Annotated in this window: 18 protein-coding genes; 12 read left to right on the top strand and 6 right to left on the bottom strand. The window is 38.9% G+C overall.

All coding sequences use genetic code 11. The annotated features are described in order from the left end of the window. Nucleotides 1-162: 162 nt before the first annotated feature. From EMK97_RS05220 to EMK97_RS05175, 10 genes are all read left to right on the top strand, one after another. Nucleotides 163-2,922, top strand: coding sequence for an SLBB domain-containing protein (locus tag EMK97_RS05220; protein ID WP_130600067.1), 2,760 nt, complete (start codon nucleotides 163-165; stop codon nucleotides 2,920-2,922). A gap of 56 nt (nucleotides 2,923-2,978) precedes the next feature. Further along, nucleotides 2,979-4,247, top strand: coding sequence for a Vi polysaccharide biosynthesis UDP-N-acetylglucosamine C-6 dehydrogenase TviB (tviB, locus tag EMK97_RS05215; RefSeq protein WP_425462181.1), 1,269 nt, complete (start codon nucleotides 2,979-2,981; stop codon nucleotides 4,245-4,247). 90 nt (nucleotides 4,248-4,337) lie between these two features. Then, complete coding sequence (locus EMK97_RS05210; RefSeq protein ID WP_130600065.1) at nucleotides 4,338-5,369, top strand: NAD-dependent epimerase/dehydratase family protein; 1,032 nt, start codon at nucleotides 4,338-4,340, stop codon at nucleotides 5,367-5,369. 198 nt (nucleotides 5,370-5,567) lie between these two features. Then, the gene (wecA, locus tag EMK97_RS05205) at nucleotides 5,568-6,605 is read left to right on the top strand and encodes a UDP-N-acetylglucosamine--undecaprenyl-phosphate N-acetylglucosaminephosphotransferase (RefSeq protein ID WP_130600063.1); all 1,038 of its coding nucleotides are present in this window, start codon (nucleotides 5,568-5,570) and stop codon (nucleotides 6,603-6,605) included. A gap of 143 nt (nucleotides 6,606-6,748) precedes the next feature. Continuing rightward, on the top strand, nucleotides 6,749-7,867 hold the full coding sequence (cobT, locus tag EMK97_RS05200) for a nicotinate-nucleotide--dimethylbenzimidazole phosphoribosyltransferase (RefSeq protein WP_130600061.1): 1,119 nt from the start codon (nucleotides 6,749-6,751) through the stop codon (nucleotides 7,865-7,867). Then, nucleotides 7,867-8,682, top strand: coding sequence for an adenosylcobinamide-GDP ribazoletransferase (locus tag EMK97_RS05195; RefSeq protein ID WP_130600059.1), 816 nt, complete (start codon nucleotides 7,867-7,869; stop codon nucleotides 8,680-8,682). The genes cobT and EMK97_RS05195 overlap by 1 nt, the downstream gene beginning before the upstream one ends. A gap of 18 nt (nucleotides 8,683-8,700) precedes the next feature. Then, on the top strand, nucleotides 8,701-9,315 hold the full coding sequence (cobU, locus tag EMK97_RS05190; protein ID WP_130600057.1) for a bifunctional adenosylcobinamide kinase/adenosylcobinamide-phosphate guanylyltransferase: 615 nt from the start codon (nucleotides 8,701-8,703) through the stop codon (nucleotides 9,313-9,315). A gap of 19 nt (nucleotides 9,316-9,334) precedes the next feature. Continuing rightward, nucleotides 9,335-10,102, top strand: coding sequence for a histidine phosphatase family protein (locus EMK97_RS05185; RefSeq protein ID WP_130600055.1), 768 nt, complete (start codon nucleotides 9,335-9,337; stop codon nucleotides 10,100-10,102). Between the two features lie 17 nt (nucleotides 10,103-10,119). Then, the gene (locus EMK97_RS05180) at nucleotides 10,120-11,628 is read left to right on the top strand and encodes a cobyric acid synthase (protein WP_246028889.1); all 1,509 of its coding nucleotides are present in this window, start codon (nucleotides 10,120-10,122) and stop codon (nucleotides 11,626-11,628) included. Nucleotides 11,629-11,742: 114 nt separating this feature from the next. Beyond that, nucleotides 11,743-12,174 carry a putative zinc-binding protein gene (locus tag EMK97_RS05175; protein WP_130600053.1) on the top strand — a complete coding sequence of 144 codons (432 nt, stop codon included), beginning with the start codon at nucleotides 11,743-11,745 and terminating at the stop codon, nucleotides 12,172-12,174. 81 nt (nucleotides 12,175-12,255) lie between these two features. Here the strand turns inward: EMK97_RS05175 and EMK97_RS05170 are convergent, their stop codons facing one another. From EMK97_RS05170 to EMK97_RS05160, 3 genes are read right to left on the bottom strand one after another with little or no spacing between them, the layout of a single operon-like run. Continuing rightward, nucleotides 12,256-13,398, bottom strand: a complete 1,143-nt coding sequence (locus EMK97_RS05170) for a hypothetical protein (protein ID WP_130600051.1) — start codon at nucleotides 13,396-13,398, stop codon at nucleotides 12,256-12,258. 50 nt (nucleotides 13,399-13,448) lie between these two features. After that, nucleotides 13,449-13,751: a DUF3301 domain-containing protein gene (locus EMK97_RS05165; protein WP_130600049.1), complete on the bottom strand. Its 303-nt coding sequence runs from the start codon at nucleotides 13,749-13,751 to the stop codon at nucleotides 13,449-13,451. Nucleotides 13,752-13,793: 42 nt separating this feature from the next. Further along, nucleotides 13,794-14,831, bottom strand: a complete 1,038-nt coding sequence (locus EMK97_RS05160; protein WP_130600047.1) for a DUF3549 family protein — start codon at nucleotides 14,829-14,831, stop codon at nucleotides 13,794-13,796. Nucleotides 14,832-14,927: 96 nt separating this feature from the next. Here EMK97_RS05160 and EMK97_RS05155 point away from each other — a divergent pair, with 96 nt between their 5' ends. Next, the gene (locus EMK97_RS05155; protein ID WP_130600045.1) at nucleotides 14,928-15,245 is read left to right on the top strand and encodes a YqcC family protein; all 318 of its coding nucleotides are present in this window, start codon (nucleotides 14,928-14,930) and stop codon (nucleotides 15,243-15,245) included. Nucleotides 15,246-15,250: 5 nt separating this feature from the next. Continuing rightward, complete coding sequence (locus EMK97_RS05150) at nucleotides 15,251-16,105, top strand: pseudouridine synthase (protein WP_211342272.1); 855 nt, start codon at nucleotides 15,251-15,253, stop codon at nucleotides 16,103-16,105. Between the two features lie 22 nt (nucleotides 16,106-16,127). Here EMK97_RS05150 and EMK97_RS05145 read toward each other — a convergent pair whose 3' ends face one another. The 3 genes from EMK97_RS05145 to glnD form a co-directional block, all read right to left on the bottom strand. Next, on the bottom strand, nucleotides 16,128-16,529 hold the full coding sequence (locus EMK97_RS05145) for a hypothetical protein (RefSeq protein ID WP_130600043.1): 402 nt from the start codon (nucleotides 16,527-16,529) through the stop codon (nucleotides 16,128-16,130). Between the two features lie 307 nt (nucleotides 16,530-16,836). Further along, complete coding sequence (gene dapD / locus EMK97_RS05140; RefSeq protein WP_130600041.1) at nucleotides 16,837-17,676, bottom strand: 2,3,4,5-tetrahydropyridine-2,6-dicarboxylate N-succinyltransferase; 840 nt, start codon at nucleotides 17,674-17,676, stop codon at nucleotides 16,837-16,839. Nucleotides 17,677-17,723: 47 nt separating this feature from the next. Next, nucleotides 17,724-20,348 (bottom strand): [protein-PII] uridylyltransferase, encoded by a 2,625-nt coding sequence (gene glnD, locus EMK97_RS05135; protein WP_246028888.1) that lies wholly within the window; start codon nucleotides 20,346-20,348, stop codon nucleotides 17,724-17,726. Nucleotides 20,349-20,388 lie beyond the last annotated feature (40 nt).

Below are 20,388 nucleotides of genomic sequence, written 5' to 3'. Positions count from 1 at the left end.
ATTTTTGCCAATAGTTTAGCTGTTATTGTTTGCATAACCAGATACTGGTAAACTTCGTGGCTGCTAATTTTGGTGTCAGTATCACACAAGGAAAGAACTAACCTTGCTGTTTGTAGTCAAAGCCAAATCCCTGTACTTTAGTTTTAGGAATGTTTTTCTCAAATGTTAGAAGTTAACTATAATAAGAAGCTCGCGCTATTACTTAGCATCATTTGTACCTTATTGCTCTTGTTTAGCTATGTTCCCTCTAGCTATGCTGCACAAGTTAGCCAACAACAACTCGAACAGTTTAAAAAGTTGCCAGCATCGCAACAGGCGGCATTAGCTAAAAGCATGGGGGTTGATATTAATGCGCTTAAAAGACAAATATCTTCATCCCCTCAATCTGGAATGATAGAAAATTCGAATGTCTACCCTCGAGGCACTCAGTTTGATGCTCAAGGTAATCCCATTTTTTCAGAAGAATCACAGCAAGAAAAAGAAGACGATTTTGATTTAGTAAAAGAGCTAGAGCCATTTGGCTATGATGTTTTTGCTAATGCGCCACAAACTTTTGCGCCCACCATGGATATTGCTATCCCTGCCAATTATATTGTTGGACCTGGCGATAAAATTTCCATTCAAGTCTTCGGTAAAGAAAATGAAGAGCTCGAGTTAGATGTTAATCGCGAAGGGCAGATAATTTTTCCGCAATATGGCCCTTATACGGTTGCAGGGATGACGTATGCTGAAATGGAGCATTTGCTCACAGCAAAAATAAAAGAAAAGGTCATTGGCGTTGATGTTGTTATAGGTATGGCATCTTTGCGTTCGATGCGTGTATTTGTCTTAGGCGATGCCTATAAGCCAGGCCCTTATACATTAAGTTCTTTATCAAGTATCACTCATGCAATTTTTGCCGCTGGTGGTATCAGCGAAATAGGCTCGCTAAGAAATGTACAGCTAAAGCGCGCTGGTAAGCTAGTTAAAACACTCGATTTATATGATTTACTTATCAAAGGTGATTCAAGCGATGATATGTTATTGCAATCGGGGGATGTTGTTTTTATTGCGCCAGTAGGGAGTCGAGTTCGAGTTGAAGGGGAAGTAAGGCGTCCTGCCATTTATGAGCTAGCTCAAGGCGAAACATTTAAAGATGTTATTGCTATGTCTGGTGGTGTATTGCCAACCGCTTTTGCACAATCAACAATCGTTGAGCGCTTTAATCGTCAAGGTTTGCGTAGTGTTGTAAATATCGATCTATCCAATGCTGGTGATTTAGCAAGGCCTGTACAAGCAGGCGATGCCGTTCGCGTGATGAAATCATCTGAGATGTTTAGTCAGTCTGTGACGTTAATTGGTGCGGTAAATCGCCCAGGAAAATATCAGTGGCATGATAAATTGACTATCGCTGAATTATTGCCATCAATAGATACTCACTTGCTTGCTAATGCTGATTTAAATTATGGCTTAGTGATTCGTGAGATAGATTTAGCAAAAAATATTGAAGTATTGCAGTTTGATTTAGTCAAAGCGCTGTCTGATAAAAGTTCTAAGGATAATATTAAGCTGGCTTCAAATGATAAAGTAGTTGTTTTTTCTAGTATTGCCAAGGTTGATGAAAATAGCATTGACTTAGAGTTACTTGCTTATACTCAAGAAGAGTTGACTAAAAAAGAGCAGCAGCTGGCAAAAGAGAACTTTAAAACCAAGCAGTTTTGGCAAAAATATGGTGATGAGCAGCAAATCGCTGAGTTTACCCAAGAAGAACAAGCCGCTGCTGATACAGCTAAGTTATTTAAACAGTCCATTGAACAAATGTCGGGTGGTGAATTAGAAGAAGAGATTGATATAAAGGAGTTAGCACTATTTTCTCGTCAACGTTTGTTATTACCAATTATTGAGAAGCTTAAGCGCCAAGGTCGTGCTGGAGCGCCGTTGCAATTAGCTGAGATTGATGGTGCGGTTAAGTTTCCGGGAGTCTATCCACTGGCTGTTAATGCCCGTGTGAGTGAGCTTATTATTGCTGGCGGCGGCTTAACTGAGTCAGCTTACCTTGCGCGTTCAGAAATAACACGCAATAAAATTGCTAATCAAGGTGCTTATAAAGAGTCATTTTCAATTGACTTAGGCAAGGCTTTAGCAGGGGATGATGCAAATAATGTTCTATTAACGTCTAAAGACAGGGTGAACATTCATAAGATTCCAGCATGGAGTGAGAATCATGTAGTAGAGCTTAGAGGTGAATTTGTCTTCCCTGGTAAATACACCATTCGCCGAGGTGAAAGCTTAGCTGATTTAATTGAAAAAGCTGGTGGTTTTACGCCTTTTGCACATCAAGAAGGTTCGGTATTTACTCGCGTACAATTACGAGATTTAGAGCGTCAAAACTTGCTAAAACTGACGTCAGATTTACGTGTGGAAATGGCCTCTAAGTCGTTATCAGATAAAGATTACACTCAGTCATATACGGAAGTGCAAAAAATGCTGGCAGATATGGCAAAAGTTGAACCTGTAGGGCGATTAGTTGTTGATCTACCTAAGGTTATTACAGATAAAGATTATGATGTTTTATTAGAAGATGGTGATGTACTTTATGTACCAACAATGAAAAACTCAGTCAATGTTATTGGTCAAGTGCAAGTTACTTCATCGCATATATATGATGAAACTTTAACCGCGGAAGATTATTTAGCAAAAAGCGGCGGTAGTAAAAAGCGTGCCGATACAAGTAGGATTTATATCATCTCTGCCAACGGTAGTATACGAGAAATGCCAGGCAGTAATTGGTTTAGTAGTAATAATACCAGTATGCAACCAGGAGATACTGTTGTTGTTCCGCTCGATGCTGAATATATGAATAACTTAACCTTATGGACCAGTGCTACCACGATTATGTATAACACGGCCGTTGCAATTGCCGCGATCAGTGGTATTAATTAACGCGTAACACAAAACAAATAGACATTTATAAAATGGAAATAAGTATTTTGGATAATATGAAAGATATAAAAATTGCTATTGTCGGCTTAGGCTATGTCGGCTTACCTCTAGCGGTAGAGTTTGGCAAAAAATATCAGACAGTAGGTTTTGATATTAATGCAAACCGTATTAGCCAGTTAAAAGCTGGTCATGATACAACCATGGAAGTTAGTGATGAGGAGCTAGCTGAGCCTAAGTTAATTAGTTACACTGCCAATGTTGATGAGCTGGCTAGTTGTAATGTTTATATTGTTACCGTACCTACCCCTATTGATGAGCATAAGCAGCCAGATCTGACTCCGCTTATTAGCGCAAGTAAGATGCTAGCGCAAGTGGTAGCACAGGGCGACATTGTTATTTATGAATCTACTGTTTATCCAGGGGCTACAGAAGATGTTTGTATTCCTGAAATAGAAAAACATTCTGGTTTAGTCTTTAACCAGGACTTTTACGGAGGTTATAGCCCTGAGAGAATAAACCCAGGCGATAAAGAGCACAGGGTAACCAATATCTTAAAGGTTACTTCAGGCTCAACACCTGAAATTGCAAATTTTATTGATGATTTATATGCATCTATTATCACAGCGGGCACGTATAAAGCTTCAAGTATTCAAGTAGCAGAAGCGGCAAAAGTTATTGAGAATACCCAACGTGATCTTAATATTGCCTTGATTAATGAACTAGCTGTTATATTTAATAAGCTTAATATTGATACTGAAGAAGTACTAAAAGCCGCTGGAACAAAGTGGAATTTCTTACCGTTTCGTCCAGGTCTTGTCGGTGGACATTGCATTGGCGTAGATCCTTATTATCTAACGCATAAAGCCCAAGCTATTGGTTATAACCCTGAAGTTATATTAGCGGGTCGTCGTATTAATGACTCTATGGGTGAGTATGTTGTTTCTCAACTCGTTAAGGCAATGTTAAAAGCAAAACTTGCGGTTAGTGGTGCTAATGTGCTTATTATGGGGCTTACTTTTAAAGAAAACTGCCCAGATGTTAGAAACACTAAGGTTGTTGATATTATCTCAGAGTTAGAAGAGTATGATATTAACCTTGAGGTATACGATCCATGGGTTGATGCCCAAGAAGCAAAATCTGAATACGGTGTTGAGCTTATCAATAAGCCTAAAGCTGGGTATTATGATGCTGTGATTTTTGCTGTTGCTCACAATGAGTTTAAGGTACTTTCAGGGGCTGATATTCGTGCGATGATGAAGCCTGAGCATATTATCTATGATTTAAAGTATATGTTAGATCCAGAAATTGCTGATATTCGTCTATAGGACCCAAATGCTCAACTTCGGTTGAGCTTTTTATTTCTGAGCTTTTTATTTCTGAGCTCTTTATTTCTGTATTAAAGGAAAATTTCACAGATGAGCACCTATCAAAAAATTCAAAATGAGTTATTGCAACAGCCAAAGACCTGGTTGATCACGGGCTGTGCCGGTTTTATTGGTTCAAATTTATTGGAAACCTTACTAGGTTTAAAGCAAAAGGTCATAGGTCTTGATAACTTTGCTACGGGTCACCAAAGAAATCTTGATGAAGTCAAGCAGCAAGTAGGTGATGATTTATGGAGCAACTTTAAGTTTATCCAGGGCGATATTCGTAATTTAGAAGATTGCCAAGCAGCCGTTACTGGCAGTGATTATATTTTGCATCAAGCCGCTTTGGGCTCAGTACCACGTTCAATAGCAGACCCTCTGTTAACCAATAGTGCAAATATTACTGGTTTTCTAAATATGTTAGTTGCAGCTAAAGAAGCGAAAGTAGCAACTTTTGTTTATGCCGCTTCAAGCTCTACTTATGGCGACCATCCAGGCCTTCCCAAAGTGGAAGATACTATAGGGAAGCCTTTGTCTCCTTACGCTGTAACTAAGTATGTTAATGAATTATATGCGGATGTTTTTCAAAAAACTTATGGTTTAAATAGCACAGGTCTTCGTTACTTTAATGTTTTTGGCAAAAGACAAGACCCTGATGGTGCTTATGCTGCGGTAATTCCTAAATGGACTGCTGCTATGATAGCAAATGAAGATGTTTACATTAATGGTGACGGTGAAACAAGTAGAGATTTTTGCTTTATCGAAAATGCCGTACAGGCGAATATTTTAGCGGCAACAGCCAGTCAAGAAGCTAAAAACCAAGTCTATAACGTAGCATTAGGTGATAGAACCTCCTTAAATGAGTTATTTTCAAGTCTAGCCTCTACTTTGAAAGAAAATGAAATAAGTTATTTAAAGCAACCTGTATATAGAGATTTTCGTGCTGGTGATGTAAGGCATTCTCAAGCGGATATATCTAAGGCGCAAAGTTTGCTTGGATATCAGCCGGAATTCAAAATATCTCAAGGAATAGTCAAGGCTATGCCTTGGTACGTTGATTTTTTGCAAAAAGCTAACTAAGGTTAACGCTATTTATGCTTATAGGTAGCTAACCAGTGTTTATAAGTCATTAGCAAAGTGTTTTTTGTATGAAGAAACAGTCGCTTTGCTTTTGTTTTGGTAATTAATCACATATAATACGCCGAAAAGCTCTTTTATAGAGTTGTTACTCAAATAATATACTGTAGCAAGAAACTAAGACCAATATTTGGACCTTAAATGTATATATTAGCGACCATACTATCCACCTTTATTTTCGCATTTTTAGCGATACAGTTTTTTAAACCCGTCGCAATTGAAGTGGGCTTAGTAGATAAACCATGTGAGCGAAAGCAACATGATGGTCATATCCCCTTAATTGGCGGCATTTCTATTTTTCTTGCTGTATTGGCAGCAAGCCTGCTTTGGTTACCGAACACTTTAGAGCTGCGAATGTATTTAATAGCCTCGGCCATGATGGTGTTTATAGGGGCTTTAGACGATAAATTCGACTTAAGAGTCAGAGTACGAATTGTTGGTCAGATCATTATTGCTAGCCTTATGATATATGGCGTTGGCGGCTATATCGCTAATTTAGGTAATCTATTTTCACTCGGTGATGTTAATTTAGGCCCCTTCGGTATTATTTTTACTTATATTTCCATTATTGTGGTGATTAATGCTTATAATATGATCGATGGTATTGATGGCCTTATTGGTAGCTTGAGTATTAATACTTTTACCTCTGTAGCTTTATTATTCTTAATGAGTGGTCAGACAGATTATTTAAGTTACCCGTTAATTTTAGCTACGGCTACTTTACCCTACTTAATGTTTAATCTGGGCTTATTTAAGCGAGAAACTAAAAAAATATTTATGGGTGATGCTGGTAGCATGTTTGTTGGCTTAAGTGTTATTTGGCTATTAACTATGGGCACGCAAGGTGAGCAAGCGTCATTTCGACCAGTAACGGCGTTGTGGATTTGTGCGATTCCACTAATGGACATGTTAGCCATTGTTGTGCGCCGATATAAAAATGGTAAATCTCCTTTTAAGCCTGATCGTGATCATTTACACCATATGTTGCAAAGAGCAGGTTTGTCACCTAAGCAAACATTAGCTTCTATTTCTATTGTTGCTGCCTTTATGTCCGGTATTGGCTTATTAGGTGAATACTTACAAATAGCAGAGTCTATTATGTTATTTATGTTCTTGATTAGTTTTTGCTTATATGCTTTATCAATTCGCTACATATCCCGCAGAGGCAAAGCCTCGTAAGCCAATACAAATTCAGTTAATAAAGCTTTTACTTATTTGAGTAAAAGCTTTTTTTATATTTAATAATAAATTTATTAGTAAATGCCGTGGGCTTAAGTGTCGTTTTAACATACCATGGTTAAAAATATTAACGATCTCTTTTTATGATGGAAATTAACCCTTTATCTACATCTGCATCCAGCTCTATTCAAACATTTATTGATAACAAAACCAAACCTGTTGCTTCATTAGGTAAACTTGAAACGCTTGCCAAGCAGCTTGCGCTTATTCAATATCAACGACAAGGCACTTCTGATTTAAATTTAGCACTCCTACCTAAGTTATCACTGGCTAAACCGAGTGTGCTAATTTTTGCTGGTGATCACGGTATTAATGAAGAGAACGTCAGTATTGCCCCAAGTGCGGTAACCAGGCAAATGGTGCTTAATTTTCTACAAGGCGGCGCGGCGATTAATTGTTTTTGTCAGGTGAGTAACCTTAAGCTAGCGGTAATAGATTGTGGAATTATCACTCCTATTACTGAGAGTGAAGCTATGCTAAGCAAAGCGGAAGTAGAATTTATAGCGCAGCGAATAGCAGCTGGAACCAATAATTTTAGTAAGCAAGCCGCGATGAGTATAGCGCAGGTAGAACAGTGCTTAGCTTATGGAAAGGCAATAGCTTTGCGTCAAATAGAGCAAGGTAGTGAACTATTACTATTGGGGGAAATGGGCATAGGTAATACAAGCTCTGCCGCTGCCATAATGTCAGCACTAACCGGGTTAACTGTTGATGTGTGTGTTGGCCGAGGTACAGGTATTACTGATGAGCAGTTGAGCAAGAAAACGTCACTGATTGAGCAAGCAATCGCTCGAATTGATATCGATTTGCAGCAGCAACCTTCTGCTCAAGTCATTTATCGAATCGTTAGTGAACTAGGTGGCTTTGAAATAATGCAAATGGTTGGCGCAATCTTGGCATCAGCAAGCCGTCAGGTTGCTGTTGTTATTGATGGCTTTATTGTTTCAGTCGCTGCGCTAATTGCACAAAAACTGGATAAACATGTTACTGACTACTTGGTCTTTAGCCATGTATCTCAAGAAAAAGCACATGCCTTACTATTAGAACATATTGTCGGTAAAGGGCGTGATGTAGCCTTACTCGATTTACAGCTACGTTTAGGGGAGGGCACAGGTGCTGTGTTATGTTACCAGTTATTGCTCGCTGCTATTGCTTTTTATAATGATATGGCAAGCTTTGATAGTGCTGGGGTCACAGTTTAGTGGCTAAAGCTAGCGACAATTTAACCAAGGAGCAAACAAAGTATGGCGCCTTCAAATACCAACTAAATTTGTTTTTTCTTGCTGTTAGCTTTTTTACTCGTATACCTGTACCTAAAAGTACGCGCTACTCTGCATATTTGTTAAATTGCGCAAATCGTTATTTTTCACTGGTAGGCTTATTTCTCGGTTTAGTTTTAGCGAGTGTTTACTTGGTTTTGGGCCAGATATTCCCAGTCGATGTTGCCATTATCATTACTATGATTATCAGTGTGCTATTAACTGGAGCCTTTCATGAAGATGGCTTAGCGGATATGGCTGATGGTATAGGTGGTGCGCTTGAAGTATCACGACGACTAGAGATCATGAAAGATAGTCGTTTAGGTACGTATGGCGCCATAACTTTGATGTTAGCGCTAGTATTAAAGTTTCAGTTGTTAGTGAATATTGCTCATGTGGGGAATATCGAGCTAATAACTACTTTAGTGCTCGCTTCAAGCTTATCAAGGGCATTTGCTGCAAGTCTTATTTCTACTTTACCTTATGTGAGCGAGGTATCAAGTAGTAAAAGTAAACCGCTTGCGAATAAGCAAACAGTGAGTGATCTGCTTATGTTATTTGCTATAGGTTTAATTCCGTTACTGTTGTTTTCTTGGTTAGTTTCAGTCGCACTTTTATGTGTGCTCATGTTTTTTCAACTTGGTTTTAGTCGTTGGTTAAAAAGCCGGATTGGCGGTTTTACTGGCGATTGTTTAGGTGCTGCACAGCAAATCAATGAATTGCTTATCTATTTAGTTGTTTTGGCGTTTCTCTATTAATGTAACGGGCTTATTTTTATGATTCATTTAGTTTTAGGTGGTGCCCGTTCGGGTAAATCAAGCTTTGCAGAACGCAACGTTTTACAACAAGCTCAAGCCGAAAAAATAAAGCCATTATATGTTGCCACAGCAACTGCGTTTGATAATGAAATGGCTAAGCGTATTGCTAAACATCAAAAAGATAGAAGTAACCATTGGCAATTACATGAGTGCCCAAATGATCTTGTTCAGCTGATAGCATCATTTAAGCACCGACAAGTAGTATTGGTTGATTGCCTTACCTTATGGCTTAATAACCTAATATACGATAAAGAACAGCAGTTAATGGCTAAAGGGGCCGAGGTGCGCAAGGATTTAATTGAACAGCATGTTAGCTCTGCAATTGATGAATTAGTTTCTTGTCTAGCAGAGCATTCTATGCAATCAACAGTGCAGATTACTTTGGTGAGTAATGAAGTTGGTTTAGGTGTTATTCCTCTTGGTGAGCAGACACGCTTGTTTGTCGATTATTGTGGCTGGTTAAATCAGGCTATCGCACAACTGGCTGATAAAGTGACCTTAGTTACAGCGGGTATCCCAATGCAAATTAAGCGACAAAATAGCTCTGCTAGCCCTGATGCACTAGGTGAATAGGTAATAAGTAGGTGAATAGGTGTTTAACTTGATAGAAATAGATCTTTTACGCCATGGAAAAGTCGATGCACCACCTGCTTTATATGGGGTTACTGATGCTTTTGTGGCGGCTGAAGAAAATCATAAGATAGTGACAAAGTTATCGCAGTTTATAGATAGAAGTTATGATAACTCCTCAACAGGTCATTATGATGAGATATATACATCGCCGTTAACGCGCTGTAGGAGCTTAGCTCAGCTTATTGGCAGACAAACAAAGACTGAAGTTAAAACATTATCAACACTGCAAGAAATGAATTTTGGCCTTTTGGATGGCGTTTCATTTGATGAGCTTGAAACGGTTGACTTAAGTGCATTTCCACAAGTTAGTCAGCAAAAGCCTTGGTCATTGCTGGAAGCGTTTTGGCAAAATCCGGCACAGGTGAACTTACCTTTAGCTGAGCCTCTTATTGACTTTAATCGCCGTATTATTCAAATGTGGCAACAATTGCTTAGCCAAGTAGTTCATCAAGGTGTGACCTGCAAAAATAAGCAGAAAAAGCTGTTGCTGGTATGCCATGGTGGTGTTATTCGAATGATTTTGGCGCACATTTTAAACCTTGATTGGACCAATCCTAGCTTGTATAGCACCTTAGCCATTGCCAATGGCAGCTTAACTAGAATAGTCATTTCGTCGCTTAATTCTGATAATCCGCTTAATTCTGAGAACCTTAGTTTAGTTGAATCTAGCTCAAGTGCTTCTCTACACTATCAAGTTAAGCACATTGCTACGCCACTAATTTCTTAGTTACTCTTTAGGTTGATATGATGACAAACTGTCAAACAATTATGATTCAGGGCACCACGTCTGATGCCGGTAAAACTACCTTAGTTGCAGGGCTTTGTCGTTTATTTGCCGATAAGCAGGTAAAAGTGGCACCATTTAAACCACAGAATATGGCATTAAATAGTGCTGTAACACCTTGTGGTGGTGAAATTGGTAGAGCGCAAGCCCTACAAGCTAAAGCTGCGAGGGTGGCGTTATCGGTAGATTTTAATCCGATTTTGCTAAAACCTAACAGCGATACTGGCGCTCAGGTTATTGTTCATGGTAAAGCGCTCAGTAATATGGAAGCAGAAAGTTACCATGATTATAAAAAAGTCGCTATGCAGGCTGTTTTACACTCTCATAAAAAGCTTAAGGAAAATTATCAACTTATTGTTGTGGAAGGGGCTGGTAGCCCGGCTGAAGTTAATTTACGTGAAGGTGATATTGCCAATATGGGTTTTGCTGAAGCAGTAGACTGCCCAGTTATTATTGTTGCAGATATTGATAAGGGCGGTGTTTTTGCGCAATTGGTTGGCACTTTAATGTTGCTCTCTCAATCAGAGCAAGACAGGGTTATTGGTTTTGTTATCAATCGATTTCGGGGAGATATCAGTTTACTTGAACCTGGACTTGAATGGCTGGAGAGAAAAACCAATAAACCTGTGTTAGGTGTTTTACCTTATTTGCATGGCTTAGATATATCATCAGAAGATGCGCTAACCACAAGCCAAAGTTATGATAAAGCGAATACTAAAGTTGAGATTGTTGTTCTAGTGTACCCTCATATGAGCAATCATACTGATTTTGATATTTTACGCCATCACCCACATATTAACTGTCAGTTCTTATTTGCTAAAAACGAAAAGACAAAGGTCAGTATTCCTGCATGTGATTTGATCATCTTGCCTGGGAGTAAAAATGTCCGCTCAGATTTAGCGTTTTTATATGCACGAGGTTGGCATCAGGATATTGCTCGGCACTTACGCTATGGCGGTAAACTTATTGGTATTTGTGGTGGTTATCAAATGTTAGGTCAAGTAATTCATGATCCGCATGCTATTGAAGGGCAGGCAGGTAGTTCAAAAGGGCTTGGCTACTTCCCAATAGAAACTGAATTAGCTAGTGAGAAAACGCTTGTTAATGCTGCCGGTACCATGATGCTTGGAGAGGCTAAAAGTGAGGTTTCTGGCTATGAAATTCACGCAGGTGTCACTCAGTTATTAACGAATACCTTAGCAGAAGATAAGCCTTCAGCAATGTTGACACTAGGTGGTGAAGAGCAGGGCTTTGTTTCAAATGATCAACAAATAGCAGGCTGTTATTTACATGGTTTATTTGATAACCCAAGTGCCTTACAACTACTGATTAGCTGGCTGGGCCTGAAAACTAATATTCAGCCTAGTTTAGACAGTCTCGAAGAGGAGGCTATTGAGCGGGTAAGTCATGCCTGTGAGCAATATTTAGCTATAGATAAACTAACAGCTATGTTACAAAGTTGGCGATAAACACCAATAACCTTATCTTTATTGTGGTTAAGCTTATGTCTTTGATATAGATCAAATAACTAACTAGTTATGCCGTTATACTGACGAAAATTGATGCTATTAAAGGGTGTAACGATGGCAGCACAAAAAAAGCAGTTAACTAACTATGCTACAGCTAAGGTGGATAAGGCTCATCAGGCAGAAAAGCCTATTGTTTATTCATGCTCTGGCTGTTCAAATTTAGCGCAAATGGCGCATAATATCTCGGTTAATATAGATGGCGACGGCTTAGCAGAAATGTCCTGTATTTCTGGGGTCGTTGGTAAAGTTGAGCCTATCATGGCTTTGGCTAAGTCAGGTAGGCCGATTATAGCAATTGATGGCTGTGAGCTTGGTTGTACTAAAGCCTGCTTAGATGCGAGTGATTTAGACAGTCATTACTATTTCAAATTAAGTGAGCTTGGTTTTGAAAAACGAAGTAAGTGGGACGATTCGTTAACAGAAAATACCATAGCTATGACAGCTATTTATGAGGCACTGTTAAAAGAGGGTATCGGCTTTAACTAGCCAAAGTTGATTACTCATTTTGATAAAGCCGCAACCTTGAGCAAGGTTGCGGCTTTTTTATTGCTTATTTGCGAAGTGTTTTTAGTTTAGCAAGTCAGCGTATTGATTATTTTTACCTAATGCCGCTTGGCTTCCTTTTAAGGAGAAGCTATAGCCGCATAAAGAGAAATTACCTCTAACAGCAAGTGCCTTAATGAGCGCCTGGCTATCAAGTGGCGAGAAGTTGGCGAAGTAGTTAATTTTACCTTCTACTTGCACATTGAGCGGTCTAAAGCCTTTGCCTTTATTAAACTTGATAGCTTGGCAGCTACTGTCACCCTTAGCGCTTAATTGTGACCATAATAAGCCATTGTTAACATCATCAGCTTGCCAAGCTATGGTTACGCCTTGGTGTTGTGATAAATATAGCTCGAAATTATCAGGCATAGATAAAGCGTGCAGTCGCTCAAGTTGACTACTCTCAGTAGCTATAACTGGCTGTAGTTCATTTTGCATAGAAGACGTTGGGCTGCTTTGCGAGCTTGTGGCATTATCATTAGATGGCTTTATCAGGCTAGCAATAAAGGCGATTAATAATATAAATGCAATAGCACTTGCCAAGATGATTTGTAGCTTTTTATTACCAAGTAGTTTAAGTCGAATTAGCTCACCAAAATCCACCTGGTTACTGCTGGCAGTATCACTATCTTCTGGCTGATGTGCTTGAGCGTTAAATTCATCAAAATGGATATCTCCAGCTTGGCTTGCTTGACCTACTAAGGTTGGTTCAATTCGATCATTACTGACGTGATGCTGATTGTGTGCTTCTTTGTATTGAGATAAATCTACCGGGCCAAAATAGCCTAATATATAATCTCTAGTTTGTTGTTCATTGGATAACTTACTTGGGTAAGTCATTAATAATAAACAAAATACTGAAGGAACTAATAAGAACCAATAACTAACACTACTACCTAATAGCAAAATAATGGTGCCAGCAACAATAAAAGCTGCGCCTGGTACAAATTGCCAATTTTTATTGAGTTTAGCATCACGTAAGCGCCTTATCGTGGTTAGGGTTATCATAGCCGCAATCAGGAGCATGGCGATAAGCGCTATAATAAAGTAGTTTGAAAATAGGTTTGCCAGAACGGTAAAGCAGATCACGCTTAGGGCATAAATACTTAAAAAACGGCTTCTGTTGTCATAGCCTTCTCGACACAGAATAGATTGTATGAATTGCACAAAAACTCCAACTATTTTCTACACAGCATAAATAATTTTATGCCTGATCTTTAATTTATTTTATAGGCTGGTAAGTCAACTTGCTCCAGCTTTAAGCCAATTAAGGACAGCGAACCTTGATTATGAGACTCACCATCACCACTAAAGTCAAAATCAAAAATGGAATAAAAGAATAAGCCATTTTCTTTGCTGAACTTGAGCCGAGTTGAGCGCCTAGCCAAGGCGATAAACTGTAGGCCAGCTTGTTTGCAGTAAAGGTTAACATGCTTTCGGCCAGCTTCTGATACTTTTCTTAAATAAATAAAGTACCAACAGAATAAGCAAAATATAAGTAAATAATAAATGTTTTCCATTGCTCTATTTGCCTCGAATAAAAAGCGCTGCTTATAGCAAGCTTATGAAGCTTGATTAAAAAGTTGTCCAATGGCTTGCGCCAGTTTTGTTGATCTATTAGGTGCTCTCATGCATTGAAATACTATGGGTCTTAATTCAGGAAGCGCCACTAAGTCTTTAAATATGCTGTTAAATAATGCAGTATCGTCACTGGCAACTAAATGCTCAAAGTATTGCATCATTAGCTCGGTACTTGCCAATGCTGACCAACAACGGCCTGATAAGGTAATTAATAGCTCTGACGCCACGGTTTGTTGTGATAGTAAGCCTGCAATAAATGTTTTTACATGGGGATGCTGGCTGTTTGCTGATAAGCTTCTAAGTAGATGCTGTTGTTTGCTTAGCTGGTTACTATCAGGCATCGCTTGTTTTAATTGCGTTAATAGCGCATCAATGACTTCAATAGCTAATGGTTCATTTTCTAATGCGCTACAAAGTGGAAATAACACTTCATCAGGTAAATTTGCTAATGCTGAAATCAAAACTTGGCTGTGGTTATCTTGATTAATACGTGTGGCAAAATCAGTGATGCCTTGAACCCCTACGGCTTGCCAATTTTGCCAGCCTAGTTCGCCACTAAGGTATGTCAGAAACGGCGCAAAATACTCGCTTGGGGCTTGTTTTAAATCTGTCTTTATTTTGCTGTTTAAACTGGCGAGTTTATATTGTGCTGGCGTATAAAGATAAGGGTTACTGTTTAGTAGCTCTTGCTGTTGTTCGCTTGGATCTTTGGTTAAATCTGAGCCTAATGCTTCAACCACAATGGCAATAAAGTGATTTCTCGCGCCTTGATTAAGTAAACCTCGCTCATCTAGTGGGAGTTTTAATAACCAAAGATATGGCTGTGGCGATTGCTTTTGCCAAAAAGTGATGGCGAAAATGGCATGACCTTGCGATGGAGTAGGGTAAGGAATTTGGTTTAATTCGACTTTTTCAAATTGCTCTTTTGATATTTTTTCAATCTTACGGCCAATATCATAAATACGGTATTGTGAATCTGATAATTGTAATAGTTGTGACAGGGTTTCAATATTATTCATAAGTGCAGTGTAGAAAAAAGGCGAGTTAATAATTCGTTGTTAATGGCGGTCATTATAGAGATAATAGCGTTATTAACCTAGTAAAATTTGACCTTCATGACTAAAGCACAACAAGCTACGATTTTATTAAAAAAGTTAACCATTGAATTAATGCAAGCAGGCCATTGGCAAGAAAATTTACCTAGCAAAGAGGCATTAGCAAGTACTGCGCCTTTTTGTTGTGACACCTTAACCTTTGCACAATGGTTACAGTTTATATTTATTCCTCGCATAACTGAAATGATAGCTGCGGGAACATCGCTACCAAGTTCGATTGCTTTATCTCCTTTAGCAGAAGAAGTTTTTAAAAGCGCAAAAGATAGTTCTGTGTGTGTGGTTATTGCTGAAATTGATCACTTGCTGTCAGAGAGTTAGCTGATATGCCTGATAGTCAACTTCCTCAACATGCATGCTCGTCAAAAGAGATGCTTGCTGATAAACCTTATTTAACCATTTTATATCAAGATGAATATATTGTTGCCGTTGATAAACCCGCTGGCTTATTTGTTCATCGAAGTTTTATGGATAAAGACGAAATTTACTTTGCAGTGCAATTAGTACGAGATCAAATAGGGCAGTATGTTTATCCTGTTCATCGACTTGATAGGCCAACCTCTGGTGTGCTGTTATTTGCTTTAACCAAAGACGTTGCCACCTTGTTAAGTGAAGCATTTGCGAATAAAGCTGATTTTAACCATGATTTTATATCAGTAGATTCATTGGCGATGAAAAAGACTTACTATGCCTTGGTCAGAGGATATATTGATTTGCAAGGTAAGACAGGCGTAAACGCTGATTCTGGTTTAATTGATTATCCGTTAAAAGAAAAGCTAGATAAAATTGGTGATAAATTTGTTAATGAAAACAAAGCAGCACAAGAGGCTAAAACCTTTGCTTACCCTGTTGCTAAGGCAAGTTTACCTATACCTTTAGGTAAATATGATAGTGTTCGTTATTCATTGGTAAAGCTGTTACCAATAACAGGGAGGCGACATCAAATCCGTCGTCATCTAGCCCATTTACGTTATCCCATCATTGGCGATATTAACTATGGGGATAATAAGCAAAACCCTTTCTTCCATCAACAATTCGGCTTTAAGCGGCTAATGTTAATGGCGAAGTCGTTAGAATTTGTTCACCCTGTAACGGGTAAGAATATTTGCATTACTGCTGAGTTTGACGCGCAATGGCAGTTAGTTTTTCAGCGCCTTGGCTGGTCAGCGAAGCAACGCTAGCTGAACTGCGAGTCTACTAGCTTTATTGAGGCGCACTGATGATAACGCTATTGCTATCTTGAGCTATTAGGGTTTGATAAGCATGGTGGTATTGCTGGTTATCATCGCTTGCTTTATCGCCCCTGATTGCTACACCGGTAGCGCTACCGTTATGTTGATAGCTTTCTCTTTGTTGTGCAAAAGCTAACATCATGGCTTGGTCTTGTGTCATAGGTCTATTAAGAAGCGACATCATTAATTCATGATCTGAGCTTAACTGCTTCTTTACTGAGTCTTTGTTATAAGTGGTAAAGCTAGTGTGGTTAAACTGTGAGGTATAGTAGTTATTTTGCATGTTATCGTGTTGGCTAACAGCTTGCGTACTTCCACATGCACTTAAAATGAAACTGCTTAATAGCGCGATAAGTAATGTGACGTTTTTCATAAATAAACCTAATAATACGGGTTAGCTAATTTACTGTTTAATTAAACTAGGTAACTAAATTGATTTTGTTATTTATGAATAGGGCAAATGCTATGCCAATATAAATTGTAGTCAGCTTTTGTTCAGTGTGAACCATTCAAGTATCTGAAAGTGCTAAAGAAAATAGTTGAATTTTTTTGTAACTCAAACGGAATTTGATAATGGGGTCAATAAATAATCGGCTATTTATTAAGGAAAGTTATTGAGGAAAGCTAAGGTCAAAGAGAAAGTGTCAATTAATTAACACTTTCTCTGTTTGCTTGAATGATTAGGCTTCGTCTACAGAGCGTAATAATTCATTAATGCCCACTTTGGCACGTGTTTTGGCATCAACTTTTTTCACTATGATGGCAGCATATAAGCTGTAGTTACCACATTTAGATGGTAGGTTGCCAGGTACGACAACTGAGCCAGCAGGTACACGACCATAGTGGACTTCGCCAGTTTCACGATCAAAAATGCGTGTACTTTGGCCAATATACACTCCCATAGAAATTACCGAGCCTTCCTCGACAACAACACCTTCAACAATTTCAGAGCGAGCGCCAATAAAGCAGTTATCTTCAATAATTGTCGGGCCGGCTTGTAATGGCTCTAGTACACCACCGATACCAACACCACCAGATAAATGCACATTCTTACCAATTTGTGCACAAGAGCCTACAGTTGCCCATGTATCAATCATACAGCCTTCATCAACAAAGGCGCCAATATTAACAAAGCTTGGCATAACAACAACGTTTTTACCGATAAAGCTGCCCGTTCTGACACTTGCACCCGGTACTACGCGGACACCGTCGGCAATAAAGTCATCTTGATTGTAGTCGCTATACTTCATCGGTACTTTGTCATAAAAGGTGCTCTCTGCACCATCAATCACTTGGTTGTCCCAAATTCTAAACGATAAAAGTACTGCTTTTTTTAGCCATTGATGTACATGCCAGCTGCCAGCAATTTTTTCTGCAACACGACCTGAGCCATCATTTAAAGCGGCTAAGGCATCGAGTACCGCTTGCTTGATTTCATCAGATACGGTATTTGGGGTAATGGAAGCTCTTTGCTCAAAGGCTTGTTCGATAATTGTTTGTAATTGACTGTTGTCGCTCATATTGTTTTCCAAAAATGATTTTGAGTAAGGTAATGAATGTAAGCATGCTAATCTATTTCTTGCGTTAACCTAGTGGCTAACGCTTGTTTTTCTTGCTCGTTTAACGCTTTATTTTCTAACGTTGATATAGTAAATACATCATCCGCTTTTTCACCAAACGTGGTGATTTTGGCTGAGTGAATATTAACTTTTTCCTGTTGGAAAACCTGGCCAATACTCGCTAAAAGGCCCGGCCTATCTAAGGCTATTATTTCTATCATAGTGCGGTTTTTAGCATGTAACTTAATAAAGTTTACCTGCATTGGCACCTTAAATTCTTTAATATGTTTGGTTGGTACCCGTAGTGGAATATCACAAACATTATCTTGGCTGAGCCTTTGCGTTAATGCTTGGCATATTTCATCAATACGGTAACTTTCTTTTAAGGTTTTACCACGGCTATCTAAGACAATAAAGGTATTAACGGTATAGCCAGTTTTTGTTGTGATGATTTTTGCATCATGTATTGATAACTTTTTTGTACCCAGTAAAGATACTGTGCTAGCAAAGGTATTCACTTTTTCTTTGGTAAAAATAAAGACTTCAGTACCGCCGCGATACGGCTCTGGGCTAATTAATACCAGAGGCTTTTCTCTATTGTGGTTAATAATATGCTGATTATGTCTGGCGATTTGTTCAGGCGAATAACGCAGAAAATAATCGACTTTAAATTCTGCCCACAAAGACTTAATCACTTGCTCTTCAATACCCGCTTGCGTTAATAACTCAAAGGCTTGTTGCTGGTTTTCACGTATTTTTGAGCGAATCTCTACTGGTTTTTCCAAACCATGACGAAAGGCTCGTAAGGTATTAAAGTATAAGTCTTCCAGTAAGTTAGCCTTCCAGCCATTCCATAGGCTTTCGTTAGTTGCGCGCATGTCGGCAACCGTTAAACAATACAAGTAATTTAAGTGAGCTTCGTCTCGTACAATTTCACCAAAGGTACGGATTACATTTTCATCAGAAATATCGCGTCGCTGTGCGGTAATTGACATAAGTAAATGGTTATCAACCAGCCAAGCAACCATATTGGCATCATGCTTATTCATTTGATGGGACTGGCAAAACTCTAACGCATCGATTGCGCCAAGCTCAGAGTGATCGCCGCCACGGCCTTTGGCAATGTCATGGAAGATACCTGCTAAATAGAGCACTTCAGGCTTACGTATCTTTTGTACTATCTTGCTACATAACGGGAATTTATGATTGTGTTCTTTTAAACTAAATTGGTAGAGGTTTTTAATGACCCTATAAGAGTGCTCATCCACTGAGTAAGCGTGGAATAAGTCAAATTGCATTTGCCCGACTATGCTACGCCATAGCGGCAAATACGAGCTAATAATGCCGTGACGATGCATTAAATTAAATGCTAAGCCCAGACCTCGGGGGTGCCTGATGATTGCCATAAACATACGGCGACATTCGGCATAATCAATAAGGCCGGAGATTAAACGACGTCTAGCGTTACGCATCAAACGTAAGGTATGAGAGTGTATGCCTTTAATGTTTGGCTCTTGCGCTATGATTAAAAACATTTCAATCATTTTTACCGGGCGCATAAAAATACGATCGTTTCGGGTGTTAATTAAGGTATCAACTAACTCAAAATCCTGATTAATCTCGGTAATGGTGGTTTCTTCAGGTTTTTTAATAATCGCTTGTTCAAAATGCTGTAATAGCATGGTATTTAACTCGGCAACGCGGGCGATAATACGGAAAAAGCGTTTCATCATGCGCTCTACTGGTGCTTTGCCTTCATCACCAAAGCCCATCATCTTGGCGACATCGGTTTGATAATCAAATAACAGTCTATTTTCACTACGACCAGCAACAAAATGTAGTGCAAAGCGCATACGCCATAAGTAATCCTGAGCTTCCAGCAATTCAAAAAATTCGTTAGGGTAGAGGTAGTTGTGCTGCACTAGTTCCTCTAGAGAGTCGGCAAGGAAATGTCTTTTTGCCACCCAAACTATGGTTTGAATATCACGTAATCCGCCAGGGTTAGCTTTTAGGTTAGGCTCTAAGGTGTATGCTGCGCCGTGATATTGTTGATGACGCTGTTCTTGCTCTTTACATTTAGCGATAAAGAATTTTTCTGAGGTCCAAAAAACATCTTCATGTAATAAAGGTAGCAATTGTTGTGTTAAGCCTTCATTACCCGCTATTTGACGCATCTCCATTAAATTTGTGGCAACAGTGACATCGTTAACGGCTTGTTTTAAACACTCTTTGATAGAGCGAACACTGTGACCAATATCAAGCTTAATATCCCAAAGTTGGGTGATAAAACTTGAAATCTTAGCTTCCAAATCGGTATCAATGGACTCTTGAGTGAGTAGTAAAATATCAACATCAGATTTGGGGTGTAATTCGCCGCGGCCATAACCACCTACTGCTACTAAGCTAATTTGATATTCATCGAGGTGATGTTGACACCAAAGCTTTTTCAAGGTTGCATCAACAAAAGCGGCACGCGCAGAAAGTAAATCACTGATGTCGCTATCAGCAAAGGCTTCTTTAAGCCATTCGTTAAATTCTTGTGTTAGCTGACATATTTCATTGCTAGTTAAAAAGTCAGCTGTGATAGCTAATTGTGTGAAATACTGTTCAGGTACAATTGTGTTATCAATCAAGTGATTATCCTTTTATGGCGCGCGCTTTTTTTCGCTGTAA

It is taken from the genome of Litorilituus sediminis (genome assembly GCF_004295665.1).
Classification (GTDB): Bacteria; Pseudomonadota; Gammaproteobacteria; order Enterobacterales; family Alteromonadaceae; genus Colwellia; species Colwellia sediminis.
Note: the sequence above shows the minus strand (reverse complement) of the source record. Positions and strands in the feature narration are given on the sequence as shown.